General features: G+C 62.3%; 27 protein-coding genes and 1 riboswitch. Of the genes, 21 read left to right on the top strand and 6 right to left on the bottom strand.

The genetic code is table 11. The features are described 5' to 3' along the window. Positions 1–155 precede the first annotated feature (155 nt). The 4 genes from CUC44_RS08885 to narQ form a co-directional block, all read right to left on the bottom strand. A complete protein-coding gene (locus CUC44_RS08885; RefSeq protein WP_100859604.1) occupies positions 156–731 on the bottom strand; it encodes an LON peptidase substrate-binding domain-containing protein in 576 nt (191 codons plus the stop codon). Positions 732–1,036: 305 nt separating this feature from the next. Beyond that, positions 1,037–1,462 (bottom strand): globin domain-containing protein, encoded by a 426-nt coding sequence (locus CUC44_RS08880; protein WP_100859603.1) that lies wholly within the window; start codon positions 1,460–1,462, stop codon positions 1,037–1,039. Between the two features lie 210 nt (positions 1,463–1,672). Continuing rightward, complete coding sequence (gene narL, locus CUC44_RS08875) at positions 1,673–2,311, bottom strand: two-component system response regulator NarL (protein WP_100859602.1); 639 nt, start codon at positions 2,309–2,311, stop codon at positions 1,673–1,675. Continuing rightward, the gene (gene narQ, locus CUC44_RS08870) at positions 2,311–4,023 is read right to left on the bottom strand and encodes a nitrate/nitrite two-component system sensor histidine kinase NarQ (RefSeq protein WP_100859601.1); all 1,713 of its coding nucleotides are present in this window, start codon (positions 4,021–4,023) and stop codon (positions 2,311–2,313) included. The genes narL and narQ overlap by 1 nt, the downstream gene beginning before the upstream one ends. A gap of 79 nt (positions 4,024–4,102) precedes the next feature. Further along, positions 4,103–4,256, top strand: a riboswitch (molybdenum cofactor riboswitch). On the opposite strand from narQ, the gene moaA reads away from it, so the two are divergent. The 18 genes from moaA to CUC44_RS08780 all read left to right on the top strand — a co-directional run bounded on the left by moaA (position 4,244) and on the right by CUC44_RS08780 (position 19,223). Beyond that, a complete protein-coding gene (gene moaA / locus CUC44_RS08865; protein ID WP_100859600.1) occupies positions 4,244–5,224 on the top strand; it encodes a GTP 3',8-cyclase MoaA in 981 nt (326 codons plus the stop codon). (Overlaps the previous riboswitch by 13 nt.) 225 nt (positions 5,225–5,449) lie before the next feature. Beyond that, a complete protein-coding gene (gene napF, locus CUC44_RS08860; RefSeq protein WP_100859599.1) occupies positions 5,450–5,959 on the top strand; it encodes a ferredoxin-type protein NapF in 510 nt (169 codons plus the stop codon). Between the two features lie 62 nt (positions 5,960–6,021). Next, complete coding sequence (locus CUC44_RS08855) at positions 6,022–6,321, top strand: chaperone NapD (protein WP_244166745.1); 300 nt, start codon at positions 6,022–6,024, stop codon at positions 6,319–6,321. Between the two features lie 152 nt (positions 6,322–6,473). Beyond that, positions 6,474–8,963 (top strand): nitrate reductase catalytic subunit NapA, encoded by a 2,490-nt coding sequence (napA, locus tag CUC44_RS08850; protein ID WP_100859598.1) that lies wholly within the window; start codon positions 6,474–6,476, stop codon positions 8,961–8,963. Positions 8,964–8,978: 15 nt separating this feature from the next. Then, positions 8,979–9,713: a ferredoxin-type protein NapG gene (gene napG / locus CUC44_RS08845; RefSeq protein WP_100859597.1), complete on the top strand. Its 735-nt coding sequence runs from the start codon at positions 8,979–8,981 to the stop codon at positions 9,711–9,713. Continuing rightward, a complete protein-coding gene (gene napH, locus CUC44_RS08840) occupies positions 9,710–10,585 on the top strand; it encodes a quinol dehydrogenase ferredoxin subunit NapH (protein ID WP_100859596.1) in 876 nt (291 codons plus the stop codon). Before napG ends, napH begins: the two co-directional genes overlap by 4 nt. Beyond that, positions 10,585–11,040 (top strand): nitrate reductase cytochrome c-type subunit, encoded by a 456-nt coding sequence (locus CUC44_RS08835; protein WP_100859595.1) that lies wholly within the window; start codon positions 10,585–10,587, stop codon positions 11,038–11,040. Before napH ends, CUC44_RS08835 begins: the two co-directional genes overlap by 1 nt. 11 nt (positions 11,041–11,051) lie before the next feature. Beyond that, the gene (locus CUC44_RS08830; protein ID WP_100859594.1) at positions 11,052–11,642 is read left to right on the top strand and encodes a cytochrome c3 family protein; all 591 of its coding nucleotides are present in this window, start codon (positions 11,052–11,054) and stop codon (positions 11,640–11,642) included. Positions 11,643–11,875: 233 nt separating this feature from the next. Beyond that, positions 11,876–12,382 (top strand): molybdenum cofactor biosynthesis protein B, encoded by a 507-nt coding sequence (gene moaB / locus CUC44_RS08825; protein ID WP_100859593.1) that lies wholly within the window; start codon positions 11,876–11,878, stop codon positions 12,380–12,382. A gap of 58 nt (positions 12,383–12,440) precedes the next feature. Beyond that, complete coding sequence (moaC, locus tag CUC44_RS08820; RefSeq protein ID WP_100859592.1) at positions 12,441–12,935, top strand: cyclic pyranopterin monophosphate synthase MoaC; 495 nt, start codon at positions 12,441–12,443, stop codon at positions 12,933–12,935. Continuing rightward, a complete protein-coding gene (gene moaD, locus CUC44_RS08815; protein WP_100859591.1) occupies positions 12,932–13,177 on the top strand; it encodes a molybdopterin synthase sulfur carrier subunit in 246 nt (81 codons plus the stop codon). Before moaC ends, moaD begins: the two co-directional genes overlap by 4 nt. Positions 13,178–13,179: 2 nt before the next feature. After that, positions 13,180–13,659 carry a molybdopterin synthase catalytic subunit MoaE gene (gene moaE, locus CUC44_RS08810; RefSeq protein ID WP_100859590.1) on the top strand — a complete coding sequence of 160 codons (480 nt, stop codon included), beginning with the start codon at positions 13,180–13,182 and terminating at the stop codon, positions 13,657–13,659. A gap of 60 nt (positions 13,660–13,719) precedes the next feature. Continuing rightward, positions 13,720–14,448, top strand: a complete 729-nt coding sequence (modA, locus tag CUC44_RS08805; RefSeq protein WP_100859589.1) for a molybdate ABC transporter substrate-binding protein — start codon at positions 13,720–13,722, stop codon at positions 14,446–14,448. Between the two features lie 208 nt (positions 14,449–14,656). Further along, the gene (gene modB / locus CUC44_RS08800) at positions 14,657–15,337 is read left to right on the top strand and encodes a molybdate ABC transporter permease subunit (protein WP_100859588.1); all 681 of its coding nucleotides are present in this window, start codon (positions 14,657–14,659) and stop codon (positions 15,335–15,337) included. Continuing rightward, positions 15,334–16,389: a molybdenum ABC transporter ATP-binding protein gene (gene modC / locus CUC44_RS08795; RefSeq protein WP_100859587.1), complete on the top strand. Its 1,056-nt coding sequence runs from the start codon at positions 15,334–15,336 to the stop codon at positions 16,387–16,389. Before modB ends, modC begins: the two co-directional genes overlap by 4 nt. A gap of 89 nt (positions 16,390–16,478) precedes the next feature. Beyond that, positions 16,479–17,258 (top strand): alpha/beta fold hydrolase, encoded by a 780-nt coding sequence (locus CUC44_RS08790; protein ID WP_167388839.1) that lies wholly within the window; start codon positions 16,479–16,481, stop codon positions 17,256–17,258. Between the two features lie 110 nt (positions 17,259–17,368). Continuing rightward, on the top strand, positions 17,369–18,412 hold the full coding sequence (gene parM, locus CUC44_RS08785) for a plasmid segregation protein ParM domain-containing protein (RefSeq protein ID WP_244166744.1): 1,044 nt from the start codon (positions 17,369–17,371) through the stop codon (positions 18,410–18,412). Next, on the top strand, positions 18,405–19,223 hold the full coding sequence (locus CUC44_RS08780; protein ID WP_244166743.1) for a hypothetical protein: 819 nt from the start codon (positions 18,405–18,407) through the stop codon (positions 19,221–19,223). Before parM ends, CUC44_RS08780 begins: the two co-directional genes overlap by 8 nt. 97 nt (positions 19,224–19,320) lie before the next feature. On the opposite strand, the gene moeB is transcribed toward CUC44_RS08780, so the two are convergent. Together moeB and moeA are read right to left on the bottom strand one after the other, a co-directional pair. Beyond that, positions 19,321–20,079, bottom strand: coding sequence for a molybdopterin-synthase adenylyltransferase MoeB (moeB, locus tag CUC44_RS08775; protein ID WP_100859584.1), 759 nt, complete (start codon positions 20,077–20,079; stop codon positions 19,321–19,323). After that, positions 20,076–21,302: a molybdopterin molybdotransferase MoeA gene (gene moeA, locus CUC44_RS08770; protein WP_100859625.1), complete on the bottom strand. Its 1,227-nt coding sequence runs from the start codon at positions 21,300–21,302 to the stop codon at positions 20,076–20,078. The genes moeB and moeA overlap by 4 nt, the downstream gene beginning before the upstream one ends. 309 nt (positions 21,303–21,611) lie before the next feature. Here moeA and folE point away from each other — a divergent pair, with 309 nt between their 5' ends. The 3 genes from folE to CUC44_RS08755 all read left to right on the top strand — a co-directional run bounded on the left by folE (position 21,612) and on the right by CUC44_RS08755 (position 26,606). Further along, positions 21,612–22,268 (top strand): GTP cyclohydrolase I FolE, encoded by a 657-nt coding sequence (gene folE / locus CUC44_RS08765; protein ID WP_100859583.1) that lies wholly within the window; start codon positions 21,612–21,614, stop codon positions 22,266–22,268. Between the two features lie 328 nt (positions 22,269–22,596). Beyond that, on the top strand, positions 22,597–24,252 hold the full coding sequence (locus CUC44_RS08760; RefSeq protein ID WP_100859582.1) for a methyl-accepting chemotaxis protein: 1,656 nt from the start codon (positions 22,597–22,599) through the stop codon (positions 24,250–24,252). A gap of 266 nt (positions 24,253–24,518) precedes the next feature. Further along, positions 24,519–26,606 carry a methyl-accepting chemotaxis protein gene (locus tag CUC44_RS08755; protein WP_100859581.1) on the top strand — a complete coding sequence of 696 codons (2,088 nt, stop codon included), beginning with the start codon at positions 24,519–24,521 and terminating at the stop codon, positions 26,604–26,606. Positions 26,607–26,662: the final 56 nt, after the last annotated feature.

Below are 26,662 nucleotides of genomic sequence, written 5' to 3'. Positions count from 1 at the left end.
CGGTTATATATGAAAAAGTCGTGCCAACTTTTCAGAACCTGTTATTGCGGCTTGCAGCAGAGTTACGTCTCATTTACTGCCGTTCACTCGTTGCAAAATGCGAATGTTGCATTTTCATTGTAAGAATATTCGCATTATGCAAAAGCACTATTGACTCACTGTGCGATCAGTCGGCGCAGGAACTGGCGCGCCGCTTCACTGTTTTGTTTGGCAATCAACATCTGTTTCTCATAGATCGGCATGGGCAGGATTTCGAGCCAGCGTTGGCAGAGCCAGGCCGCATCGTCAAACTGCTTGTCCGGGTAAAGCTCATCCAGTTCCGGATATTGTTCAAACACTTCTCTTAATCTGCTCACCAACTGTTTGTCACTGAAATCCGAATGCGCGCTTGGCCAGTTGGGCAGGGTTTCTACCTGGGCGTGACGCAAGCCGGTGTCATCGGTTTCCATTTCATGAATACAGAAACGTTCCAGCCCGAGCACTGTGACCCCGAGCAGGCCGTCGTTGAGGGTATAGAAATCAGTCACCTTGACCCGGGTGCCGACCGGCAGGATCCGCCCGCAGGTACCCGTGCTGGTGGTCTCCTCCATGACGATGCCAAAGCCTCTGTCCTCGATGAATGACGCCTTGAGCATCTGCAGGTGGCGTGGCTCGAACAGGCGCAGGGGGAGTTTGCCGCCCGGTAGTATGTGTGAAGGCAAGGGGAACAGTGCCAAGGGTTGAAGTTTCATGTTCCATCCTCCAATAAGTTGCATCTGAATATGACAATGCAGTGACTGTGCCAGAGGATGAAAAAATCAGTCCATCGGGCTGACGAACTGATAAGTAACTTTAATGTTAATTAAAAATCAATTAGTTATATATTGGGTGAGTGGCTAGAGGGAGAGGCGGAGAGATGGGATGCAGATGGATTTCAAGGGGCTCGAACATGACCCATCTGCAGAATGAGGCGCCGTTTGCATATTGCAAATACCTGTTACTGCAAAATGCGTAGCGGTTAGCCGTTGTGGCATAGGCATATGGGATGGTTGCCGGGCTAGACGACCGATTCCGTGCGTTGACTCAAACCTTCCTGCATCAAGACCGAGACCTCGTCATACATCTGTGACCAGGCGTCGGCCAGTTCCGGTTGGAAGTGGGTGCCCAGTCGGCGAGACAATACTGTCGTCATTGCCTGCTTCAGCAGCGCGAACTGGTGTGGCTGCACGTTGAATTTTTGGTGGCGGCGGCCGAGATCCCGAATGATAAAACCCAGGGCATCCAGTTGCTCCAGGCTGGTGATCACCGTATTCAGGGTCTCGGAGACCTTGGCAATCGGCATTCCCGCAGGATCGGGGAAGAGGTTGATCAATTCCGGCGACAGTTTAAACAGCTCCTCATACACCTCCTGTACATAGGCGTTGTTCAATGCCGTGACCTTGCCCCATGCCTTCTGAACCAGTTCGATCTGTGCGGGAGTCATGCCGTCCATCCTCGGTTGGTGGTTGCATGAAAATAATAATGTATTTGGTCAGTAATGTGCGAGAGCCACGACATTTCATCCGCGTTATTACGCGAGTGCCGTGAGGGGGTGGGGAGGTTGGAATGGGCAGAAAAAGGCCCCGACATGGCGGGGCCTGACAAGGTGATGGCGACGCGCTAGCACCATGGGGGTAGGTGCGGCACCAAGGCCTTAGTTGCGCTGCTCCAGATACATGACGGCGGCTTCCACACGGCTCTGGGCCTCGAGCTTTTTCAGCAGGCTCTTGACGTGTACCTTGACCGTCCCCTCGGAGATGTGGAGCACGGAGGCGACCTGCTTGTTGGAGAGGCCCTTGGCAATCTCGCGCAGGATCTGCATCTCGCGCCGGGTCAGGCTCTCGAGCTTCTGTTGCAGGTGGTCCAGCTCGTAAATGTTTTCCAGATAGGGGCGCAGCGGCTCGCTCAGGATCTGCTTGCCGGTCATCACATCGGCCAGTTGACCGAGCAGCACATCGGGCTCAGTGTCCTTGAGTAGGTAACCGTCGGCGCCGGCCTTGAGCAGGGCGACCACGTCCTGACGGACATCGGACACGGTCAGGATCACCACCCGGGAGGTGACCTCTTCGGCCCGCAGCGCCTTGAGGGTATCGAGGCCGGACAGCCCCTTCATGTTGAGATCGAGCAGGATCAGGTCCGGTTCGGACTCCTTGGCCATGGCCACGGCATCGGTACCATTGGAAGCCTCACCGATCACCTCGATGTTATCTTCCAGCTCCAGCAGTTGCACAATCCCTTTGCGCATCAGGGGATGGTCATCCACGACCAGAACACTATATTTCATCTCGTCCATCAGGCGTCTCTTGTTAGGCTGGTGGGAAAGGTCAGGTGTACGCGGGTGCCGCCAAAGGGCGGCTCACTGATGGTCAGCCGGCCGTGCAGCTTGCTGGCACGCTCGTTCATGATGCTAAGACCGTAGTGATTGACCGCGGAGCTTGCGCCCCCTATTCCGACACCATCGTCTGCAATCTGAACCTGAATGTTACCATCAGCCAGGGTCTCACAGCTAACGTCAATGCGCTGTGCGCCAGCATGTTTGATGGCATTGAGCACTGCCTCACGGATCAGCTGCAGGATGTGAATGTGCTGGCCCGCCTCCAGATCCGTATCTGCCAGACCGTATTGGAGCCGTATGTCGGCCTGGGTCTGGGGCTTGAGCTGCTCCAGCATGACGGCGATGGCCTCGCCCAGGTTGGCGTCACCTATGCTGAGGCGGAAGGTGCCGAGCAGCTCGCGCAGCTGGGTGTAGGCGTTGCTGAGCCCCTCGTCGATCTGCTGCATGGCGGCCTCGGCCTTCACATTGTCCCCCTTGGCGACGGAGCGCTTGAGCAGGGTGGACTGGATCTTGAGGTAGGAGAGGGCCTGCGCCAGGGAGTCATGCAGCTCGCGGGCGATGACGGCTCGCTCTTCCATCAACAGCAAGCGCTGGTGTTGCAGCAGGGTCTGATCCTTGTGCAGCACCTGGGCCAGCAGCATGGAGAAGTTCTTCATCAGCCGCTCGTCGATGGGGTGCTCGCTTATCATGTCGAGCCGCCCGTACTCCAGATCGTCCATCTGCAGATAGAAGCTCACTACCGTATCCAGATCGCCGGGCCACCCCTTGCGACCCGTGATGTAGACCGGCATGGCATTGTGTTCGAAGCGGGTCAGCCGTATGTAGTCGATGTGCTGATGGGCGGCGGCCCGCTCCAGCAGCTTGAGCAGGGTGCGCCTGCTGAGCGGCGCCGCGTGCAGCTTCTGGGCGGTACTGTAGAGGAAGGAGAGGGTGTCGTTGGCCTGCTGCAGCTTGGCGGTTTTCTCTTCCACTTTGCTGCCCAACTCCCGATAGAGTTTGCCGAGCTCGTCCGCCATGGTGGCAAAGGCCCCCGACAGCTCTCCCAGCTCGTTGTCACAGTGAGGCGGCAGCGCCAGATCGAACTCCTGGCGCTGGATCTGGCGGGCGCAATAGACCAGCTGATTGAGGGGGGCGACCACCTGCTGGCGGGTAAATCGCACCGTGAACCAGGCGATGGTGATGATGGAGAGCAGCCCCAATCCCTCTGCCAGCGCCAGCATGCGCACCTTGAACTCCACGTGGTACTGCATCTGGTTGACGAAGTCGTCGATGGCGGCGACGAACTGCTCGGTATTGTCGGTGTAGCGTCTGGGGGTGGCATTCTCGATGTGCTCGCGCATCACCTGCCATTGCAGCAAGACCTCGCCATAGGTGCGGCGCAGGGCGGCGGGGGTGATCCAGCGTTGGGTCTCCTGCAACTCGGGGGCATGCAGGGTCTGCTCGAACTGGGCGAGCCGACCGAGCACGACCTGATCCTTCTCGATCTCGTAGGCCATGCGATAGGCCTGCATCCGCAGGGATCCCGACAGGTTGATGGCCTTGGCATCGGGTACCGAATAGAAGAGGGTGACCATGGCCACCACGGCGATCAGGCTCGCCATGAACAGGATGAGCACCATGGAGCGGCCGATGGCGCTGCTGACAGAATGCACTTTGAACCACTTTTCCATGCCGACTGGTTTCCCTCGTTTCAGGCAATAACCCCACAAAGTAGCATGGGAGTGTACTCCAACTTGTGCTAGCATCGAAAAACTAGATGAACTCCGAGCTGTTTTGCCTAAGTCCTTGAGATAGGGGGAAACAGCCGTCAGCCGGTTGTCGATCGTCAACAGCCGAGCTGTAAGGGTCAGGAAAGAAATGCCCTGGCCTCCCGTATTTGGAAAGGTGTTTATGTCGCCACTTGAAGATGGGTTTTCCCGTCGTTTTTACTATCTGCGCCTGTCGGTTACCGATGTGTGCAACTTCCGCTGTACCTACTGTTTGCCCGATGGCTACCGTCCAGACGGGCGCAAGTCGTTTCTCTCCCAGGAAGAGATCCGCCGCGTCGTCGCCGGCTTTGCCGCCATGGGCACCCGCAAGGTGCGCCTGACCGGGGGGGAGCCATCCCTGCGTCGGGACTTCACACAGATCATCGAGACCGTGGCCAATACTCCTGGCATCGAGAAGGTGGCCATGACCACCAATGGCTATCGCTTGAAAGAGCGGGCAAAGGAGTGGTTTGACGCCGGTCTGACCGCCCTCAATGTCAGCGTCGACAGCCTGGATCCCCGTCAGTTTCACCAGATCACCGGCGAGAACAAGCTGGCGGAGGTGATGGAGGGGATCGAGGCTGCGCTGGCTGCCGGTTTCAAGTCGGTGAAGATCAATGCGGTGCTGCTCAAGGGGCTCAACGATCAGCAGCTGGGCGCGTTTCTGGCTTGGATCAAAGACAAGCCCATCGAGCTGCGCTTCATCGAACTGATGCAGACCGGGGAGATGGACAGCCTGTTTCGCGATCACCACACCAGTGGCGAGCTCATCAAGCAGCAACTGCTCGGCGATGGCTGGGTACAGCAGCTGCGTGGCCAGGATGATGGCCCGGCCCAGGTCTTCATGCACCCGCAATCCCAAGGTGGAGTGGGGCTCATCATGCCCTACAGCAAGGATTTCTGCGCCGGTTGCAACCGGCTGCGGGTCTCCTCCGTTGGCAAGCTGCACCTGTGCCTGTTTGGGGACCATGGGGTCGAGCTGCGGGATCTGCTGAGCGCCGACGCCCAGCAAGATGAGCTGCAACACAGGATCCGCCACGCCCTCACCGGCAAGGTTGCCACCCATCGCCTGCACGAAGGCAATGCCGGCATGACCCCCCATCTCGCCTCCATCGGTGGTTGACGCTTAAAATAGCCACCGATTAATAAGCAATCCTCACATAGGGGTATTTTAACCTGCCCCTCTGCTGCTTTCTTGCGCCAAGGGTTTGATCCAGCGCAAGAATCCCCCCTGTTTATCTCCCTGGTGGTATATCCCTCAACTTGTCAGGGTCGCAATATACACCCACTCTTATAATCGGTATTGAAAATGCCAGTCACGCATCTCTCCCAGGGAAGAGGAAGCAATATGCCGGATGGGGTCGACCTGTCACGCCGTGGCCTGTTTCGAGGCCAATTGAGTGCACGCGCACCGGAAGTGCAGCTGCCCTGGTCCATTCCCTGGTCCGATTTCGTGGCCGATTGCACCCGCTGCGGCGACTGCCTCACCGCCTGCCCCGAGCAGATCCTGGTGAAGGGCGACGGCGGCTTCCCGACGGTGAACTTCCAATTGGGGGAGTGCACCTTCTGCGGTGACTGCGTGTCTGCCTGCAAGCAGCCCCTGTTTCGTCCGACCAGCGAGGTGGCCTGGCACTATGTGGCCCAGATCGAGGCCGGTTGCCTGGCCCACGCCCAGGTGTTCTGCCAGCGCTGCCAGGACAGTTGCGAGCCGCGGGCCATCCGTTTCTCTCCCCAGTTGGGACGCGTGCCGACCCCGGATATCGACACGAACAGCTGCAACGGTTGCGGTGCCTGTGTAGCAGATTGTCCGGTGGGAAGCATAAAAATCAGCATGCCGAATGGTAAATCTGCGGCCTGACAGCGGCTTATAACCGCGTCTCGGTCCATGGCAGATGTCCCGGTACCGACGCCATAGCAAGGATGAGCAAGTTGAACAACGACATGAACAGCGACATGAAAAAAGCGGAGTTTCACGTATCCAGCCTGGTGGTGCTGACCCAGCCTCCCTTGCGTCACGAGCTCGCCCAGCAGATTGCGACCCTGGAGGGGGCCGAGATCCACGCCGTCAGCGACGAGGGCAAGCTGGTGGTGACCCTGGAGGGCCCCAGCCAGCGCCCCATCATGGATGCCATCGATGCCATCCAGGCCATGCCAGGGGTGCTCTCCGCCGCCCTCATCTACCACCAGTTCGATGAATCCGATGAGCAAGATGAGCAATAACAAGGAATGACGCGTCATCAGGCTGAGCCGACGGGATTCATCATGAAGGCGGCCATTGATGCGATACAGGCGATGCGTGTTGTTCAGCGCCTGAGCGACTACCAGATCGATACACTCGACAACTTACGCGAAAAGCAATGTGAGGATATGCCATGAAGCTGAGTCGACGCGACTTTATGAAGGCCAACGCGGTGGCGGCAGCCGCTGCCGTGGCCGGTGTCAGTGCCCCCACCCTGGCGGCGAACCTGATCACCAGCACCGACAAGACCGCCATCACCTGGGACAAGGCCCCCTGCCGTTTCTGCGGCACCGGCTGCTCTGTTCTGGTGGGCTCCCAGGCTGGCCGCGTCGTGGCGACCCAGGGCGATCCCGATGCCCCGGTCAACCGTGGCCTGAATTGCATCAAGGGCTACTTCCTGTCGAAGATCATGTACGGCCAGGACAGGTTGACCCAGCCCATGCTGCGCATGACCAACGGCAAGTTCGACAAGAACGGTGACTTCGCCCCCATCAGCTGGGATCAGGCGTTCGACATCATGGCCGAGAAGTTCAAAGCCACCCTCAAGGAGAAGGGCCCGACCGCGGTCGGCATGTTCGGCTCCGGCCAATGGACAGTGTGGGAGGGCTACGCCGCCTCCAAGCTGATGAAGGCAGGTTTCCGCTCCAACAACCTGGATCCCAACGCCCGTCACTGCATGGCCTCTGCCGTGGTCGGTTTCATGCGTACCTTCGGCATGGATGAACCCATGGGCTGCTACGACGACATCGAGCAGGCCGACGCCTTCGTGCTGTGGGGCTCCAACATGGCCGAGATGCACCCCATCCTCTGGTCACGCATCTCGGATCGCCGCCTGTCTCACCAGGATGTGCAGGTGCACGTGCTCTCCACCTTCGAGCACCGCAGCTTCGAGCTCGCGGACAACGGCATGGTGTTCACGCCCCAGACCGATCTCGCGATCCTCAACTACATCGCCAACTACATCATCCAGAACGACAAGGTGAATTGGGAGTTCGTCAACAAGCACACCCAGTTCCGCCAAGGGGTGACCGACATCGGCTACGGTCTGCGTCCCACCAACCCGCTGCAACAAAAAGCCAAGAATCCGGACAGCGGCGACTCCACCCCCATGAGCTTCGACGACTTCGCGAAATTCGTGGCGGATTACGACGTCGACTCTGTCTCCAAGCTCTCCGGCGTCTCCAAGGAGAAGCTGGTCAAACTGGCCGAGCTCTACGCTGATCCGAGCAAGAAGGTGGTCTCCTACTGGACCATGGGCTTCAACCAGCACACCCGCGGCGTCTGGGCCAACAACCTCTGCTACAACATCCACCTGCTGACCGGCAAGATCTCCACCCCGGGCAGCGGTCCCTTCTCCCTGACCGGCCAGCCGTCCGCCTGTGGCACCGCCCGGGAAGTAGGTACCTTCGCCCACCGTCTGCCCGCCGACATGGTGGTGACCGAGCCCAAGCACCGCGCCATCGCCGAAAAGATCTGGAAGCTGCCGGAAGGCACCATCCCGGAGAAGGTGGGTTATCACGCCGTGCTGCAGAGCCGTATGCTCAAAGATGGCAAGCTCAACGCCTACTGGGTGATGTGCAACAACAACATGCAGGCCGGCCCCAACATGAACGAGGAGGGGCTGCCCGGTTATCGCAACCCGGCCAACTTCATCGTGGTCTCTGATCCGTACCCGACCGTTACCGCCCAGGCCGCCGATCTCATCCTGCCCACCGCCATGTGGGTGGAGAAAGAGGGGGCCTATGGCAACGCCGAGCGCCGCACCCAGTTCTGGCACCAGCAGGTCAAGGCGCCGGAAGGGGCCAAGTCCGACTTGTGGCAGCTGATGGAGTTCTCCAAGCGCTTCACCGTGGACGAGGTGTGGCCGGCGGAGCTGATCGCCAAGATGCCGGAAGTGAAGGGCAAGACTCTGTATGAGGTGCTCTACAAGAACGGCCAGGTCGATCAGTTCCCGAAAGAGCAGAGCAAGGGCGCGCTGAACGACGAGGCCGAGCACTTCGGCTTCTACGTCCAGAAGGGCCTGTTCGAGGAGTACGCCTCCTTCGGCCGCGGTCATGGTCACGATCTGGCCCCCTTCGATCAATACCACGAGGCGCGCGGCCTGCGCTGGCCGGTGGTGGACGGCAAGGAGACCCTGTGGCGCTATCGTGAAGGGTTCGACCCCTATGTGAAAGCGGGCGAGGGGGTGCGCTTCTACGGCAAGCCGGACGGCAAGGCGGTCATCTTCGCACTGCCCTATGAGCCGGCCGCCGAGGCACCGGACCAGGAATACGACATGTGGCTCTCCACCGGCCGGGTGCTGGAGCACTGGCACACCGGCTCCATGACCCGCCGCGTGCCCGAGCTCTACCGCGCCTTCCCGGATGCTGTGCTGTTCATGCACCCGGAAGATGCCAAGGCCCGTGGCGTGCGCCGTGGGGAAGAGGTGATCGTCTCCTCCCGCCGTGGCGAGGTGAAGACCCGCGTCGAGACCCGGGGTCGCAACAAGCCGCCCAAGGGTCTGGTGTTCATGCCCTTCTTCGATGCGAGCCAGCTGGTCAACAAGCTGACCCTGGACGCCACGGATCCGCTCTCCAAGGAGACGGATTACAAGAAGTGCGCCGTCAAGGTCGTGAAGGCCTAAGGCGGGGCGCGGGGGATGAGTCGCAGCCGTCGCCAGTTCCTGGCCGATCTCGCCAAGGGGGCCTGCTCAGTGGGCCTGCTTGGGGCGGGTCTGGGGGGCGTGGCGCGTCAGCAGGCGCAGGCCGTGCCTGCCCAGGCGCTGCGCCCGCCCGCGGCACTGGCGGAGGCCGAGTTTCTCGGCGCCTGCGTGCGCTGCGGGCTCTGCGTGGAGGCTTGCCCCTACGACACCCTCAAACTCGCCAGGCTGCTCGAACCCGTGACCACGGGCACTCCCTACTTCGAGGCGCGGGCCGTGCCTTGCGAGATGTGTGAGGACATCCCCTGCGTGGTGGCCTGCCCGAGCGGGGCGCTGGATCAGGGGATGACAGACATCGACCAGGCGCGGATGGGGGTGGCTGTGCTCATCGACCATGAGACTTGCCTCAACTATCTGGGGTTGCGCTGCGATGTCTGTTACCGGGTCTGCCCGCTGATCGATCAGGCCATCACCCTCGAGATGGTGCGCAACCCGCGCACCGGCAAGCACGCCATGTTCTTGCCCACAGTGCACAGCGAGCTGTGCACCGGCTGTGGCAAGTGCGAGCACGCCTGCGTACTGGAGACGGCGGCCATCAAGGTGGTGCCCCATGGGCTTGCCAAGGGGGAGCTGGGTCATCACTACCGGCTCGGCTGGGAAGAGAAGCAGAAAGCGGGCAAGTCCCTCATCGGTGAGCGGCTCAGCCTGCCCACCCGCAAGCCGGAGGGGTTATGAGCCGGTATCCGGGGCAAGAGGCGAGAGAGAGGCTCGGCTGGTGGCGGTCACACCGCTTCCTGCTGCTGCGTCGCTTGAGCCAGCTGGGCGTGTTGGGGCTGTTCCTGCTGGGGCCGCTCGCCGGGGTCTGGATCCTCAAGGGCAATCTCTCGAGCTCCTTGTTGCTGGAGGCGGTGCCGCTCGCGGATCCCCTCACCCTGCTGCAGACGGTCGCATCGGGCCATTGGCCGCTCGCTACCCTGTGGCTCGGGGCCGCCATAGTGCTCGTCGGGTACTGGCTGGTCGGCGGCCGGGTGTTCTGCTCCTGGGTCTGTCCGGTCAACCTCGTCACGGATGCGGCGGCCTGGTTGCGTGTCCGGCTCGGCCTCAAGGGCAACGGCCAGTTTGGTCGTCATCATCGCTACTGGCTGCTCGCCATGGCGCTGGTGGCCCCGGCCATCACCGGCGTGCTGGTGTGGGAGCTGGTCAATCCGGTGTCGCTGGCCCTGCGCGGTTTGTTGTTTGGCATGGGGGCGGGCTGGGGCCTGCTGCTGGCGCTGTTCCTGTTCGATCTGTTCGTGGTGGAGCGGGGCTGGTGCGGCCATCTGTGTCCGGTGGGGGCCTTCTATGCCCTGGTCAACCGGGTCGGGTTTATCAAGATTTCTGCCAGGGGACGTGAGCGTTGCAGCAACTGCATGGATTGTTATGCGGTCTGCCCGGAGCGTCCCATTCTGCGCGGCCCGGTTCACGGGGCAAGGCGCGGTCACGGGCCCTTGATTGCGGCTCAGGAGTGCACCAATTGCGGCCGTTGCATCGATGTCTGCGCGGAGCAAGTTTTTGAAATCACTGTAGGTTTTGCCGTCAAGGCAGAGACAATGTCGGAGAACACATAATGAAAAAGCTGATTGGAGCAATGCTGGCCTGCCTGATGGCGGGTTCCTTGATGGCGGCCGTGCCTGAAATCACCAACAGCACGGGGGGAATCAAGTCGGAGCGAGGCAGCACGGATCTCGCGACCGAGGCGGATCCCGCCCCGCTGAAGAACTTTCGCAAGGACGGCGACATCTATGATCGCCAGTACATGCATCAGCCCCCGCTGATCCCCCACGACATCCGCAACTACGAGGTGGATAACAAGGTCAACAAGTGCCTGGCTTGTCACAGCTTCAAAAACGCCAGTGCCATGAAGGCCCCCAAGATCAGCCCGACGCACTTCGAGACCCGTGACGGCATGACCCTGGGAGAAGTCTCTCCCCGTCGCTACTTCTGCCTGCAGTGCCACGTGCCGCAAGCGGATGCCAAGCCCCTGGTCGGGAATACCTTCAAGCCAGTCGAAGCCCTGAACTGAGGAGCCCACAGATGAAATTACCCGGTTTTGTGCAACGACTGTGGACCACCTTCAAGTCCCCCTCGAAGGCGGCCCTCTGGGTCTTGCTGCTGATGGGATTCTTCGGCGGTGTCATCTTCTGGGGTGGCTTCAACACCGCCATGGAAGCTTCCAACACCGAGAAGTTCTGTACCGGCTGTCACGAGATGAAGGACAACGTCTTCGTGGAGTACCGTGACACCATCCACTATGCGAACCGCTCCGGTGTGCGTGCCAGCTGCCCGGATTGCCACGTACCCCACGAGTGGACCTACAAGATCATCCGCAAGGTGCAGGCCTCCAAGGAGCTGTGGGGCATGCTGACCGGCAAGGTGGATACCCGCGAGAAGTTTGAATCCCATCGCCGGGAGATGGCTGAGCGGGAATGGCAACGGATGAAGGACACGGATTCGAGGGAGTGCCGCAACTGTCACAACTTCGAATACATGGATTTCTCCTTGCAGGGACGCCGCGCCGCCCAGATGCACTCCACCAACCTGGCTAGCGGGGCCAATACCTGCGTCGATTGCCACAAGGGGATAGCCCACCAGTTGCCCGACATGAAGGGTGTGAAAGGCTTCTGACAGGCCTGCCACCGGGCCGGATCCCGTCGGTCCGGTGGCATTTCATCTTTCTGGGCGCATTAACCCCCTCTTCCTGGCTAGTTTTGATAGAATCCGTCCCCGGCAACGCGGCGTCCTGGCTGGCGCGTCTTCTCAGACCGGCATGACCGGCGGATATCTGGCCGGGCAGTCGCGTTATCCCTTCTCCTCCATGGTCAATCATTGACAGGAATTGGCCTAAGGCATTCACAGACATGGCACCAAAAAGCAGCGAATTCATCTCCCTCAAGATCGCCGTACTGACGGTCTCCGACAGCCGCACGTCCGCCGACGACAGCTCGGGGGATTATCTGGTCTCGGCCCTGACCGAGGCAGGCCATCGGCTCGCGGACAGGGCGCTGTGCGCCGATAATCTGTTTCGCATCCGGGCCCAGGTGAGCGACTGGATTGCCGACGAAGGGGTGCAGGTGGTGCTGGTCAATGGCGGCACCGGCTTCAATGAGCAGAACCGGGTCCCGGAAGCGGTCGGTGTGCTGTTCGAGCGCAAGGTGCAGGGGTTTGGCGAGCTATTCCGCCAGCTCTCGTTCGCCGAGATCAAGGGCTCCGCCATGCAGAGCCGGGCGCTGGCGGGGCTCGCCAATCGCACCCTGATCTGCTGCCTGCCTGGCTCCACCGGCGCCTGCCAGCTCGGTTGGGAGCAGCTGATTCGAGATCAGCTCGATGCCCGCACCAGGCCGTGCAACTTTGTGACCCATCTTTGAACCCAGGCGCGTGCTCGTCACGCGTCACTCATTCCAGCTCGCAAGCAAGGGGATAGTGATGAAACTGACCCACCTAAATCAGAGCGGTGAGGCCCACATGGTCGACGTCACCGACAAGCAGGTAACGCAGCGGGAAGCCCGCGCCGAAGCCTTCGTGACCATGGCCCCCGCCACCCTGGCGCTGATCCTGAGCGGTCAGCACCACAAGGGGGACGTGTTCGCCACCGCCCGCATCGCCGGCATCATGGCAGCCAAGAAGACCGCCGACCTCATCCCCCTCTGTCATCCCCTGGCCCTCACCCGGGTGGAGGTAGAGATCGAACCTCAGCCGGCGCACAATAGGGTCCATATTCGCACCCTCTGCAAACTCTCCGGCAAGACAGGGGTGGAGATGGAAGCCCTGACCGCCGCTTCGGTGGCGGCGCTCACCATCTACGACATGTGCAAGGCGGTGCAAAAGGACATGGTGATAGAGCAACTGCGACTGGTGGAAAAACGCGGTGGCAAGTCTGGCCACTTCCAGCTGGCCCCGGATGCAGGAGAGCCCGCATGATCAAGGTGCTGTTTTTTGCACAAGTGAGGGAGCTGGTCGATTGTGACGAGCTCAGCCTGCCGTGCGACTATGCGAACGCCGAGCAGCTGCGCGCCGCCCTGTGCGAGCGTGGCGACAAGTGGGTGCTGGCACTCGAATCCGGCAAGCTGCTGGTGGCGGTGAACCAGACGCTGGTGCCGCTCGACACGGCGCTGGTCGATGGGGACGAGGTGGCTTTCTTCCCCCCCGTGACTGGAGGCTGAGCATGAGCGAGGCAACCATCATGGATCGCATTCTGGTGCAGCGGGCGGACTTCTCCCTTGGGCAGGAGTACGAGCGGCTCGCCACTCGCCACGACACAGGGGCCATCGTCACCTTCGTTGGCAAGGTGCGCGACTTCAATCAAGGGGAGCAGGTCAAGGGGCTGGCCCTAGAGCACTATCCCGGCATGACGGAGAAGGCGCTTGCCGATATCGTCATCCAGGCCCGCGCCCGCTGGCCGCTGCAGGAGTGCACCCTTATTCACCGCATCGGCGAGCTGCTGCTCGGCGATCAGATCGTGCTGGTGGCGGTGAGCAGTGCCCACAGAGACGCGGCGTTCGAGGCTTGCCATTTCATCATGGATTTTTTGAAGACCCGGGCGCCGTTCTGGAAAAAAGAGCTGACCGCCGAGGGAATACAGCGCTGGGTGGAGGCCAAGGAGAGCGACAACGCTGCCGCGGCCCGCTGGCAACAAGGGAAGTGAGCCTACGGGCTCGCGCCATCACAGGCTCGGGATGTGCCTGAGCCTCACAGGAGTAAGGGAATGAAACAACTGTTATCCGTGGTGTTGATCGGCGCCTGCGCCGGCGTGTTGCACAGTGGCGTGGCCCAGGCCGATGAGGTCAAGGTGGCCGTGGCGGCCAACTTCAAGGGCACCATAGAGCGTATCGGCAAGGATTTCACCGCCAAGACCGGTCATACCCTGGCCATCTCTTCCGCCGCGACCGGCGTGCTCTACACCCAGATCACCCACGGTGCCCCCTTCGATCTCTTCCTCTCCGCCGATGTGAAGACCCCTCAGAAACTGGAAGCCGAAGGCAAGGGTAGCGAGCGCTTCACCTACGCCATCGGCCAGCTGGGTCTGTGGAAGAAGGGCGGTCCTGCCCCCGATGAGGCGACCTTGCGCAGTTGGAAGGGCAACCTCGCCATCGCCAACCCGAAAACCGCGCCCTACGGCACCGCCGCCATGGCGACCCTGGAACACCTCAAGATCGATCCCAAGCAGTACCGTCTGCTGACTGGCACCAACATAGGCCAGACTTGGCAGTTTGTGGACACCGGCAACGCCGAGCTGGGCTTCGTCGCCTGGGCCAACCTGGTGGAAGCGGGCAAGACGGGCGAAGCCTGGGCCGTGCCGAACCAGTTCTACCCGGCCATCGAGCAGCAGGGCCTGGTCCTGAAGAAGGGTGAGGCGGTCGATGCCCTGGTGGCCTGGCTCAAGGGGCCGGGTCAGGAGCAGATCAAGGCCGCGGGTTACGCCCTGCCGCAGTGATGGCGAACCTGTGACCTCGTGATAACTGGCCGGCCCTGCGCCGGCCTATTTGTTGACTCAAGGAGGAAAACCATGGAGATGTGTATCCCCGCACGAGGGAGGTGGCGATGAGTAAAGCCGATCTGCTGGCGGCGTCTCGCCTGACCCTGGCGTTGCGACATGTCACCCCGGGCTCAGTGTTTGTCACTCATATCCGAGAGGAAGCGCCATGAGTGAAGGGGATCTGCTCGCTGTCTGGTTGACCCTGAAGCTGGCCGCCAGCACCACTGGCATACTCTTGCTGTTGTCGCCGCCACTCGCCTGGTGGCTGTCACGCAGCCAGCACAGGCTCAGACCCGTGGTGGAGGCGCTGGTGGCGCTGCCCCTGGTGCTGCCGCCCACCGTGCTCGGCTTCTATCTGCTGCTCGCCTTCTCACCCACCTATGGCTTCGGCGCCTGGTGGCGGGAGACCTTCGGTGCTCCACTCGCCTTCAGTTTTCTTGGCCTGCTGTTCGCCTCCGTTATCTATTCGCTGCCCTTCGTGGTGCAGCCCCTCACCTCCGCCTTCGTCAACATGGGCAACAAGGAGCTGGAAGCCGCCGCGACCCTGGGGCTCGGGCCCCTCGAGCGCTTCTTTCAGATCATATTGCCGATGACCCTGCCGAGCTTCGTGATGGCGGCGGCCCTAGGCTTTGCCCATACCCTGGGGGAGTTCGGGGTGGTATTGATGATTGGTGGCAACATCCCGGGAGAAACCCAGGTGCTCTCCATCGCCCTGTTCGATCACGTGGAAACCATGGATTACCAGAGTGCCCACTACCTGGCCGGTGGCCTGATGGGCTTCTCCCTCATCATGCTGGTACTGGTCTACGGGGTGCTGCAACGTCGGCAACGGAGGCTGTTCGGATGAGTCTGCACCTTAAAACCCAACGCCGCTTCGGTGGCTTCGAGCTCGATTGCGATCTCAAGCTCCCGCTGGGGGGCATGCTGGGGCTGTTCGGCCCCTCCGGCTGTGGCAAGAGCACCCTGCTGCGGATCCTGGCCGGGCTCGATCGCCAGCCGACCGATGGCCTGAATTGGCAAGGGCGGGAGCTGGCGGCCGTGTTGCCGGAGGCGCGCCGCATCGGCCTGGTGTTTCAGGACTCGCGCCTGTTCCCGCACATGACGGTGCTGGCCAATCTGCAACTGGCCGCCAGGAAGGGCAGGGGGCGCTGGCAACCCGAGCCCTTGGCCGAGCGCCTCGGTTTCGCTGAGCTGCTTGGGCAGCCTGCCCACGGCCTCTCCGGTGGTCAGCGCCAGCGGGTGGCGCTCGGCCGGGCCCTGCTGGCGGAGCCGGATCTGCTGCTGCTGGATGAACCCTTCTCGGCGCTGGACAGGCGTAGCCGCATCCACCAGGCCCATGTGCTCAAGGGGCTGCAGCGCGAGAGCGGCATGCCGATGATCTTCGTCAGCCATGCCATGGAGGAGGTGAGCCTGCTCTGCGATCAGCTGGTGCTGCTGGCAGGGGGCCGGGTGGAGGCGCAGGGGCGGCCGAGCGAGATCTTCGCCCGTACCGATCTCTCCTTGGCCAGCCGTGACGACGCCGGCGTCATGCTGGAGGCGACTCTGGCTCACTACGACGACGGCGAGCAGATGGCGAGCCTGCGACTCGGGGATCAGCTGCTGATGGTCACCATGGAGCATGCCCCCGACGAGACAGGCCCCTTGCAGATCAAGGTCTCGGGACGGGATGTGGTGATAGCGACCGCCCCCATAGAGCACTCCAGCCTCTCCAACTGCCTGGAGACCCGACTGCTGTCGGTGCGCGAGGTGCGGCCGGGGCAAACCCTGTTGCAGTTGGCCTTGGGGCAGCAGATACTGCTGGCCCGGATCACCAGCCGCTCCGCCAAACGGCTGGCACTGGTGCCCGATCAGCGCCTCTACGCCTATATCAAGGCAGTGAGCCTGGTGGGCGAGGGCTGATGTGCGAAAGGGCGATGTCTTTTGCCAGCCAGCAGTGGGAAGTAGAGTGAAGTCATCAAGGGCCGGTACCAGGCCGGGAGAGAGGCGAAGTGCGTCGTAATCAGGTAATGAAGTCCCACGGTCTGGCCCTGCGCAGCGCGGGTGAGGGGCCCTTGCTGGTGCTGCTGCACGGGCTCGGCTCCTCTGGCCTCGACTGGCAGGCTCAGCTCGAGCACTTCTGTGAGCACTACCGGGTGGTGGCTTTTGATCTGCGCGGCCACGGCCAGAGCCTGCAGGAGGGACCCTTCGATGTGCCCACCCTGGCTGCCGACGTGGCACGCTGGCTCGATGAGCAGCCTGAGCCCGCCTGGGTGGTAGGGCTCTCCTTGGGGGCCATGGTGGCGCTGGAGCTGGCGCTGCAACTACCCGGCAAGGTGAGCGGTCTGGTGCTGGTCAACGGTTTCAGCGAGTTTCTGCTGGAGACCCCAAAGGAGCAGGAGCGCTATGCCCAGCGTCTCAAGTGGCTGCGCTGGTTTGGCATGCGTCCGCTCGCCTGGTGGCTCGGCCGCGAGCTCTTCCCCGGTCCCGAGCTCGCCCAGGTGCGCAGCACCTTCCGCCAGCGCTTCGTGCGTAGCAACAAGAAGAAGACCTATCGGGCCCTGCTCGACGGCCTGCCCGGCTGGTCGGCCCGCGCACGGCTCGGCCGGATAGGGCAGCCGGTGGCCATCATCTCCACCACCCAGGACTATCTGCCGCTCGCCAAACGGGTGGAACAATTCGCTGCCCTGCCAAACGCCAGCATCCATACCCCACCGGGACACCATGCCTGGCCGGCGGAAGATCCCGCCGGATTCAATCATTTGCTTCACCGGATTTTAGAAACTCATTAAACTTGTCGCCCCTTAGCCTTATTCACCGTGTATGTATTGGTCCGATCGCCTTGCCAAGGGCATAAGGCAAGGCAATCGGACCCATTTGCCCTATCAACAGGTACTTCCTCATGTCTGAAGTAATGAAAATGGCCATCGACGATGGCTCGACCAACGTCAAGGTGAGCTGGATTGAGAACAAGGTGCTCAAGACCATCATCTCCCCCAACTCCTTTCGCAAGGATTGGAAGAGCGCCGCCTTGCGCAAGGACAAGAAGATCTACAACTACGAGATAGGCAACACCAAGTACACCTATGACGCCACCTCGGACAAGTCCCTGGCGACGACCCATGTGGAGTACCAGTACGACGACTTGAACCTGCTGTCCGTGCACCACGCCCTGTTGCAGACCGGCGTCACTCCTGGGGATGTGGCCATTACCGTCACCCTGCCCATCACCGAGTTCTACAACCCGGACGACTGCCAGCGCAACGAAGAGAAGATCGAGAAGAAGCGCCGCAACCTGATGCGGGCCATCTCCCTGAACAAGGGTGAGCTGTTCAACATCGTCAGCGTGGAAGTCATGCCGGAGAGCCTGCCGGCGGCCCTCTCCCGTCTGGTGGGATCCGGTTGCAACGAGTTCACCAAGACGCTGGTGATCGACTGCGGCGGCACCACCCTGGACATGGGGATCATAGTCGGTGAGTTTGATGACGTCTCCGATGTCTACGGCAACAACGAGATCGGTGTCTCCATGGTGACAGATGCCACCCGCAAGGCCCTGGCGGCGGCGGACAGCGACTCCAGCTACTTGGTGGCGAACGAGTTCATCAAGCGTCGCCACGACATGAGTTTCGTGCGAGACGTGGTCAACGACGAGAGCCAGATCCCGCGCATCCTCGAGAAGATGCAGAACAAGATCGACGAGCTGGGCTCTCAGGTAGCCCACGAGGCGAAGAAGTTCGCCAAGAACCCGAACCGGGTCTATCTGGTCGGTGGCGGCGCCTCCCTTATCCATGAGGCGATCAAGAGCGCCTACCCGACCCTGGGTGAACGGGTCGAGCTGCTGGAAGATGCCCAATCTGCCCTGGCCCGGGAGATCTGCCTCTACACCACGGAAGAGGACGAAGTGTACCGGGAAGCGGCCGTGATGGCCGAGGTGGCGGATGAGTAGTCAACTCAAGCGCATGACCTTCTCCATCTACATGGATCCGGGTGCGCTGGAGTCTGACCGCTACGCGGCCGGGGTACTGCAGAGCTGGTACCAGCGCGCCCGCAAGATCCAGGACGGGGTCGAGGAGTTCGACTTCTCCAAGAGCCGCTTCCACAAGGACATCTACCTCTCCGGCATGTTCATGTACGTGCTGGCCCCCAGCCTCTGCAAGGCGGTGGCCAATGCCTTCGGCCCCGAGCAGGTGAGTCTGGCAACCCTGCGCCATGCCTTCGCCAGCTGCGGCTTCGATCTGGGGCAGGGGAGTGACGCCCCGGCCCTGACCGACGCCATGATCGATCAGATAGCGGCCAGGCTGGCTCCCCAGCTGGGGGCCGGCAACACGGCCGAGATGATGGAAGAGCTGGTGCAGCGCCTGGGCCAGTCCCAGACGATGACGGCTCCGGATCAGCTGGTGGACGAGATAGTGAGCCGGCTCGGCGAGCAGCAACCCACGGAGCTCTGGGATGAGCTGCGCCAGGGGTTGCCGGGGGCCGTGGATCACGATCAGCTGGCTGACGCCATCGCCGGCAAGCTGCCCGCCATGGGCGCCGAGACGAGTCTGGCGCCACTGCAGAGCAGCCTGGCGCTGCTCTCTCGCCAGCTGGAGGAGCAATCCAAGCTCATCCGGGAGCAGCACAGGCTGATCCAGCGGCTGGCGAGCCAGCCGGGCCGACAGGCCGGTGGAAATGAGTCGGGTGCCGAGCCGCTTATTGAGGATCTCTCGAGTCAGGTGGCCAACATGAAGAAGGTCAAGGCGAAGGGGATCTTCTAGGCCTCTCGTCAGCAATAAAAAAGCCGAACTCCTGGGTTCGGCTTTTTTATTGATGGGATTCCGGCCCTGAGTGCGATTGGCTGCCGCCATCATAGGACTAGACGGGATGCGAGCAGACCGGGCAGTCGGGACGCTTGGGGAGCTTCAGCTCCCGAAAACCACCGCCGAGGCCGTCGATCATCAGTAGCCGACCGCTGTAGTTCTTGCCCATGCCGGCCAGCAGCTTGATGGCTTCCAGCGCCTGCAGACTGCCCACCAGGCCCACCATGGGGGCCAGCACGCCGGCCTCGACGCAGGTGAGGGACTGCTCGCCGAACAGGGAGCTGAGGCAGGCGTAGCAGGGCTCACCCTCCTGCCAGGTGAAGCTGCATAGCTGCCCCTCCAGCCGGATGGCTGCGCCTGACACCAGCGGCACGCGATGATGTCTGGCCTTCTGGTTGAGCAGGTTACGGATGGCGACGTTGTCGGTGCAGTCGAGCACCAGCTGATGGCGCGGCAGCAGGGTATCGAGCAGTGCCTCGTCGGCGAGGGTTGCGTGGGTCTCGACTGTGAGCCAGGGGTTGAGGCCGCGCAGCGTCTCGGCTGCGGAGTCCACCTTGTATTGGCCGATGCGCTCATCGCTGTGCAGTACCTGGCGCTGCAGGTTGGAGAGCTCCACCTTGTCAAAATCCACCAGGGTCAGCTGGCCGACTCCGGCCACCGCCAGATACTGGGCGGCGGCGCAGCCCAGACCCCCTGCGCCTATCACCAACACATGGGCCTGCTTGAGTGCCTCCTGCCCCTCGAAGTCGAAGGATTTGAGGATGATCTGGCGGTTGTAGCGCAGCAGCTCGGCGTCCGAGAGGATCTCGCTCACAGCAGCAGTCCCGAGAAGGGCTCGACGGTGACGGTTTCCCCTGCCGCCACTCTGCCCCGTTCCTGCTCGAGCACTATGTAGCAGTTCGCCTTGGAGAGGGAGCTGAACACGCCGGAGTCCTGGGAGCCTGTGCTGCGCACTTCGAGGCCATTCGGGCCCGCGCTCAATATACCGCGCTGGAAGTCCAGCCGGCCCGGCGCCTTTCTCAAGGGCTCGCCCGCGAGGGCACTGATGCGAAGTGGCGGCACCCAGGTCTGGCCGGCGAGCTTGGCCAGCGCCGGGCGCACCAACTGATCGAAGGTGACCATGGCGGAGACGGGGTTGCCCGGCAGGCCGAAGAACCAGGCGTTTGGCAAGCGGCCGAAGGCGAACGGCTTGCCCGGCTTGATGGCGAGCTTCCAGAAGCCGATCTCGCCAAGCTCTTCGAGCAGCTGCTTGGTGAAGTCCGCCTCGCCGACCGAGACGCCCCCCGTGGTGATCAGGGCATCGGCCTCGCGGTCTGCCTGGATGAAGGCGGCGCGAAGCGCAGCCGGATCGTCCGGTATGATGCCAAGGTCGAGGCACTCACAGCCGAGGCGCGCCAGCATGGCCTTGACGCCGTAGCGGTTGGAGTCGTAGATGTCGCCGTGGGCAAGGGGCGTGCCGACCGGTTTCAGTTCATCACCTGTGCTGAAGATGGCCACTTTCAGCGGTCGGCGCACGGTGACGCTGGCGATACCCAAGGAAGCCAGCAGGGGCAGCTCGCGGGGGCTCAGGCGCAGGCCGCTCGCCAGTACCTGGGAGCCTTCTGCCATGTCTTCACCACGGCGACGGATATTCTGGCCCGCTCTGGGCTGACTCAAGAAGCGCACCAGCTCCCCCTCGAGCTCTGTCTCTTCCTGCATGACGACCGCCTCGGTGCCGGCGGGAACCGGAGCCCCGGTCATGATGCGGATGCAGTGGCCGGCGGGCCACTCCCCCGCATAGGGCTGACCGGCGAAGGCTTTGCCCGCCACCTTCAGCGGGGTGCCGGCGGCGAGATCGGCCAGGCGCACGGCGTAACCGTCCATGGCGGAGTTATCAAAGGGGGGCACAGAGAGGGGGGAGGCGATGTCTTGTGCCAGTATCCGATCCAGCGCCTGGGGCAGCGGCAGCTGCTCGGTGTCGCAGCAGCAGGCGAGTTGGTCCAGCATCCCTTGCAGGGCATCGCCCAGGGGCAGCAGTGCGCCAGTGTCGAATCCCATCTTCATGACCTCTTTGGTGTGGTAGAGGGCGGATTATCCCAAAAAAACCGTGCCATGGGCAGGTTCGGTGCACAGGAATGCGCGCCGAGCGGGCCCACGGGGGATGAAAGATAAGATTTTCTCGCCCGGATCCCCCCATCTGGGCGGCCCGTATGACAGGTAAAACACGACGGATTGACATAAAGTCAGGTGCTGGGCTTGAGTTAGCTCGAATTATGACAATAATCGCCCTGTAAGATTGCGCCACAGTAGAATGTCGCCTCAACAGAAGGCGGCCATCACAGTCCCTGAGCGTGGGAGAGTAAGAGAATGACGAATTTGAGTCAGGAAGCCCTGTTGGTCAGGGCTGCCCTCGAGGCCCAGGGCCTGGAGACACCGCTGGTGGCCAATGAACTGAACGGCCAGCAGAAGAAAGAGAAGATCGAAGGCCATATGCGCGCCATCATGGAGACGCTGGGGCTGGATCTCGCCGACGACAGTCTGGCGGAGACGCCGCATCGCATCGCCAAGATGTACGTGAACGAGATCTTCTCCGGCCTCGATTACAGCACCTTCCCCAAGGTGACGGTGATCGAGAACAAGATGAAGGTGGACGAGATGATCATGGTGCGGGACATCAGTCTCACCAGCACCTGCGAGCACCACTTCGTCACCATAGACGGGCTGGCCCACGTGGCCTATATCCCCCGTGGCAAGGTGATAGGGCTCTCCAAAATCAACCGCATAGTCCAGTTTTTCGCCCGCCGTCCCCAGGTGCAGGAGCGCCTCACCCAGCAGATCCTGCTGGCGCTGCAGACCCTGCTCGGCACCCGTGACGTGGCCATCAGCATCAAGGCGACGCACTACTGCGTGAAGGCCCGCGGCGTGATGGACTCCACCTCCTATACCACCACCACCTCCCTCGGTGGGGTATTCAAGACCCAGCCGGACACCCGTGCCGAGTTTCTGGGCGGTCTGAAAGGCTGATCTGCCTGAGGCATGCCATCGCGGCATGCCTCATCTTTACTCCCCCTCGCTATTTTGTGCTGAATTTTAATCAAAAAACGCCTAAAGGCATGGCTGTATCGGGTCGATATAGCTCTCCATGCCAGTGGCTGATCTGTGCCAAGCACAGGATGCTCCCGCGGCGATGACCCGTTTCGACCAGGGCCTGCGAGCCCAAGGCCCTGGTGCCCCCGTTTCAGCGAGGCGGGGCGCTTTATCTACTGCAATGGATGGCAGCTATCGTGTTTCGTGCCAGGAGGGCACAACCCAGAAGACGGATGCCAGTTAATCACCCATTGCAGGACATGCCATGAACCCCAGTACCATGACGATAGGTAAGAAACTCACCGCCGGTTTTGCGGTGCTCGGCCTGATGATGGCCTTCATCGGCGGCTTCTCGCTGCTGCAGTTTGGCAACATGAACCGGGCCGCCACCGGTTTTACCGACAGCATACTGCCTGCCGTCGTTCGCACCAGCACCCTGGGTGAGACCATCAATGCCCTGCGCCGCTATGAACTGGACGTGTTCCTGGTGGCGGACGATCCCCAGCAGAAGGCCCATTACCGCGATGCCAGCGAGCAGAGCCTGCGGGAAGCCGATCGGCAGGTCGCGGCCCATGACGCCACCATCTGGGCGGAGGATGTGGAAGAGCGCCGCGCCTTCGACATCGTCAAGGCGGACTGGAGCAAGTACGTCGCCCTGCACCAGCGCATCAAGCAGATGCAGGACAGCGGCCAGATGGCCGAGGCCCAGCGCATCTTCATGGCGGAGGGGGTTACTCTCTACACCACCTTGTCCAAGTCGGTGGCCGAGCTCATCCGCATCAACCACGGCTATGCCGTCAACTCCCGTGCCCAGGTGGTGGGGGCATTTGACAGCGCCAAGCTGAGCATCATCATCTCCCTGTTGGTCGGGTTGGGGCTGGTGACAGTGCTTTCCACCGTACTGACCCGCCAGATCCGGGATCCCCTGGTGATGCTGGCCCGTCAGGCCCAGCGCATCGCCAGCGGCGATCTCGGCAAGGGGGAGCTGCAGGAGTGGATCCGCGGCAATCGCTTCAAGCGCGATGAACTGGGTCAGCTCGGCACCGCCATCGATCGCATGCAGGGATCCCTCGCGGATCTGGTGAGCGAGATAGCGGGTTCCGTGAGTCAGCTCAGCAGCGCGGTGGAGGAGGTGAGCGCCATCTCCGAGCAATCCGCCAAGGGCATGGCCAGCCAGCAGAGCGAGGTCTCCCAGGTCGCCACCGCCATGAACGAGATGCAGTCCACCGTGCATGAAGTGGCCCGCAACACCACGGACGCCATGAGCGCCGCCAAGGCCGCCTCCCACACCTCGGGCGAGGGGCACAAGGTAGTGGGTCGCGCCATCAGCAGCATAGAGCAGGTGTCCTTGCAGATTGAGCAGGCGGGCGGCGTGGTGCAGCAGCTGGAGCAGGACAGTACCAACATCAGCATGGTGCTGGACGTTATTCGCGGCATCGCCGAGCAGACCAACCTGCTGGCCCTCAACGCCGCCATCGAGGCGGCCCGCGCCGGTGAGCAGGGCCGCGGCTTCGCGGTCGTCGCCGACGAGGTGCGCTCCCTTGCCCAGCGCACCCAGAACTCCACCGCCGAGATCAGCAAGATGATCGAGGTGCTGCAGGAGCGCACCGCCGAGGCGGGCAACGCCATGCAGCTGAGCCGCCAGCAGATGCAAAACAGCGTCGGCCTGGCGCGGGAAGCGGGGGACAGCATCGACAGCATCAATGGCGCCGTCACCCAGATCAGCGACATGAACACCCTGATCGCCACCGCTACCGAGGAGCAGAACGCGGTGACCGAGGAGCTCAACCGCAGCATAGTGAACATCCACAATGCGGCGGACGAGAATGCCCTTGGGGCCCAGCAGACCGCCCAGGCCTGCATCGAGCTCAGCAAGTTGGCCACCTCGCTGCACCACATGACCCAGCGCTTCAGCCTCTAACGACGCCTCACACGACGGATAATAAGGGAGGCCCCAGCCATAGGCGGGGCCTCCCTTATTTGTGGAGTTACTTTGATGATGAGTGGGTCAATATGCTGCCTAGGTGGTATTTGACCTTGCTCTTTATCTGCCTACTCCACTCTTTGCCACATCTCATTTGGCGCCGCTCACAAAACGGCGATGTATTTCACTCTGGTGAGTTCACGCCGCCCACATCAGCCCTTATGATGCCCCCTTTTTTTGACCCTTGAGATGCCACTTTCGCCATGTTCCGTTCCATCAAATACCAAGTCATGTTTTTTGCGGGCTGCATACTGCTGGCCACCGTCCTCAGCGTGGTGGGATACAGCTATGTCTCCCTCTCCAGCCTGCAGGAGAAGATCCAGCAGGAGAGCCACGACGCTGCCCGCCAGCAGGCCAAGCAATGGCTGCTGACCCTGGCGGACGGTCAGGCGAGCGAGGTGGCGCGCTCCTTCGAGCTGGCGCTGGATGCGGCGGAGACCCTGGCGGCCCTGCTGGCGGGCAACGTTCATCAGAGCAAGCCCCTGGACCGGGATGCGGTGACGGCCCTGCTCAAGGACATAGGCGATCGCAACCCGGATTTTCTGAGCATCTACAGCGGCTGGGAGGCGAACCGGTTCGATGGCCTGGACGAGCTCTATCAGGGCCAGGGTCTGCATAGCCAGGCCTCCGGCAATTTCGCCCCCTACTGGAGCCGCGGCGCGTCGGGCTTTGCCCTCAAGCCCCTCGGCGATTTCTACAGCAAGACGCCGAGCGCGACCGGGATCCGCGCCTCCGAGTGGTACCTCTGCCCGCAGGAGAGCAAGGCCAGCTGCGCGGTGGATCCCTCCGTCTATCAGGTCAACGGCCAGCCGACCCTGCTGACCTCCTTCGTGGTGCCTGTGCTGGACGGGGGCAACTACCTCGGCATGGTGGGGGTCGACTACTCCCTGAACTACCTGCAGCGTCTGGCCGACAGCATCGGCCAGGAGGTGTTCGACGGTCAGGGGCGGGTGCGCATCATCAGCCCCATGGGCATCATAGCTGCCGACTCCCGTGACAGTGCCCAGGTTGGCCAGCGGCTGCAGGATCCCCAGTTGCTGGCAGAGCTGCAACGGGGCCAGGCGGGCAGCGAGGAGCGGGGCGATCAGTTGCGGGTGTTTGCCCCCATCAGCCTCAACAAGGTCAAGCAGGCCTGGGGGATCGCCATCGAGGTGCCGGGCAGCGCCCTCTACGCCGAGTATGAGCTGACGGCGCAGGCCCGCGCCGCCGCCTTTGGCCGCGGGATCTGGACCCAGTTGCTGGTGGGCATGCTGGTGGCGGGGGCCGGCCTGGTTGGCCTCGCCCTGGCGGCGGGCTCCATCTCCCGGCCGGTACAGCAGACGGCCCGCATGGTGACACGGCTGTCGAGCGCCGGCGGCGATCTGACCCAGCGTCTGGATCAGAGCCGCCGCGACGAGACCGGGGCCCTGGCCCAGGGGATCAACCAGTTTGTGGCGACCGTGCAGGGCATAGTCACCGACACCGCCGCCAGCGTGCACGAGCTGCAGCAGGCCGCCGTGGGGTCGGCCCGCCAGGCCCAGCAGGGGCTGGACAACAGCCGCCAGCAGCTGGAGCAGGTCGAACTGGTGGCCACCGCCATTCATGAGATGTCCTCGACCGCGGACTCGGTCGCCAGCAGCGCCCAGATCACGGCGCAGGCGGTGGACGAGACCCGTCATGCCGTGCACAAGGGGCAGCAGGTGGTGAGCGCCTCCGCCAGCGGCATTCGTCAGCTGAGCGAACAGGTGAGCGAGGTGTCGGTCAAGATCACCGCCCTGCAGCAACAGGGGCTGCAGATAGGCAGCATCCTGGATGTGATCCGGACCATCTCGGAGCAGACCAATCTGCTGGCGCTGAACGCCGCCATCGAGGCCGCCCGGGCCGGTGAGCACGGACGGGGTTTCGCCGTGGTGGCCGACGAGGTGCGAGCGCTCGCCTCCAAGACCCAGGTCTCGACCCGGGAGATCCAGCAGATGATCGACAAGCTGAGGGACACCACCAGCGAGGCGGTCGACACCATGGCCGAGGGCCGCCATCTGAGCAGCGTGGCGCTGGCGGATGCGGAGCAGGCGGTGCGGGAGCTTGCGACCATAGTGCAGGCCGCCGATCGCATCGGCGACATGGCGACCCAGATAGCGAGCGCCGCCGAGCAGCAGTCCAAGGTGAGCGAGGAGATCAACCACAACGTCAGCAATATCCACGAGGCGGCCACTGCCTCGACCCGGGTCGCCCGGGAGCTGGATGCCCAGAGCCAGCAGATGCAGGGCCTGACCGAGGCTGTGATGAGCAAGCTGGGGCGTTTCCACTACTGATGGCGCCCTGACATCCTCATAAAAAAGACCCCGCCAATTGGCGGGGTCTTTTGTTT

Origin of the sequence: Aeromonas lusitana (assembly GCF_002812985.1) — a bacterium.
Taxonomy (GTDB): Bacteria; Pseudomonadota; Gammaproteobacteria; order Enterobacterales; family Aeromonadaceae; genus Aeromonas; species Aeromonas lusitana.
The sequence above is the reverse complement of the archived record's forward strand: the minus strand, read 5'-3'. Positions and strand labels throughout refer to the sequence as shown.

Bases quoted from the DNA above. Each gene is read 5' to 3' on its own strand.
- parM (WP_244166744.1), top strand. From the start codon at position 17,369: ATGTCTGAAGTAATGAAAATGGCCATCGACGATGGCTCGACCAACGTC.
- modB (WP_100859588.1), top strand. From the start codon at position 14,657: ATGAGTGAAGGGGATCTGCTCGCTGTCTGGTTGACCCTGAAGCTGGCC.
- CUC44_RS08855 (WP_244166745.1), top strand. From the start codon at position 6,022: ATGAGCAAGTTGAACAACGACATGAACAGCGACATGAAAAAAGCGGAG.
- folE (WP_100859583.1), top strand. From the start codon at position 21,612: ATGACGAATTTGAGTCAGGAAGCCCTGTTGGTCAGGGCTGCCCTCGAG.
- narQ (WP_100859601.1), bottom strand. From the start codon at position 4,023: ATGGAAAAGTGGTTCAAAGTGCATTCTGTCAGCAGCGCCATCGGCCGC.
- napF (WP_100859599.1), top strand. From the start codon at position 5,450: ATGCCGGATGGGGTCGACCTGTCACGCCGTGGCCTGTTTCGAGGCCAA.
- moaE (WP_100859590.1), top strand. From the start codon at position 13,180: ATGAGCGAGGCAACCATCATGGATCGCATTCTGGTGCAGCGGGCGGAC.
- modC (WP_100859587.1), top strand. From the start codon at position 15,334: ATGAGTCTGCACCTTAAAACCCAACGCCGCTTCGGTGGCTTCGAGCTC.
- CUC44_RS08780 (WP_244166743.1), top strand. From the start codon at position 18,405: ATGAGTAGTCAACTCAAGCGCATGACCTTCTCCATCTACATGGATCCG.
- moeA (WP_100859625.1), bottom strand. From the start codon at position 21,302: ATGGGATTCGACACTGGCGCACTGCTGCCCCTGGGCGATGCCCTGCAA.
- CUC44_RS08830 (WP_100859594.1), top strand. From the start codon at position 11,052: ATGAAATTACCCGGTTTTGTGCAACGACTGTGGACCACCTTCAAGTCC.
- napH (WP_100859596.1), top strand. From the start codon at position 9,710: ATGAGCCGGTATCCGGGGCAAGAGGCGAGAGAGAGGCTCGGCTGGTGG.
- narL (WP_100859602.1), bottom strand. From the start codon at position 2,311: ATGGACGAGATGAAATATAGTGTTCTGGTCGTGGATGACCATCCCCTG.
- moaB (WP_100859593.1), top strand. From the start codon at position 11,876: ATGGCACCAAAAAGCAGCGAATTCATCTCCCTCAAGATCGCCGTACTG.
- CUC44_RS08835 (WP_100859595.1), top strand. From the start codon at position 10,585: ATGAAAAAGCTGATTGGAGCAATGCTGGCCTGCCTGATGGCGGGTTCC.
- moaC (WP_100859592.1), top strand. From the start codon at position 12,441: ATGAAACTGACCCACCTAAATCAGAGCGGTGAGGCCCACATGGTCGAC.
- moaD (WP_100859591.1), top strand. From the start codon at position 12,932: ATGATCAAGGTGCTGTTTTTTGCACAAGTGAGGGAGCTGGTCGATTGT.
- CUC44_RS08885 (WP_100859604.1), bottom strand. From the start codon at position 731: ATGAAACTTCAACCCTTGGCACTGTTCCCCTTGCCTTCACACATACTA.
- CUC44_RS08880 (WP_100859603.1), bottom strand. From the start codon at position 1,462: ATGACTCCCGCACAGATCGAACTGGTTCAGAAGGCATGGGGCAAGGTC.
- napA (WP_100859598.1), top strand. From the start codon at position 6,474: ATGAAGCTGAGTCGACGCGACTTTATGAAGGCCAACGCGGTGGCGGCA.
- napG (WP_100859597.1), top strand. From the start codon at position 8,979: ATGAGTCGCAGCCGTCGCCAGTTCCTGGCCGATCTCGCCAAGGGGGCC.
- CUC44_RS08760 (WP_100859582.1), top strand. From the start codon at position 22,597: ATGAACCCCAGTACCATGACGATAGGTAAGAAACTCACCGCCGGTTTT.
- moaA (WP_100859600.1), top strand. From the start codon at position 4,244: ATGTCGCCACTTGAAGATGGGTTTTCCCGTCGTTTTTACTATCTGCGC.
- modA (WP_100859589.1), top strand. From the start codon at position 13,720: ATGAAACAACTGTTATCCGTGGTGTTGATCGGCGCCTGCGCCGGCGTG.
- CUC44_RS08755 (WP_100859581.1), top strand. From the start codon at position 24,519: ATGTTCCGTTCCATCAAATACCAAGTCATGTTTTTTGCGGGCTGCATA.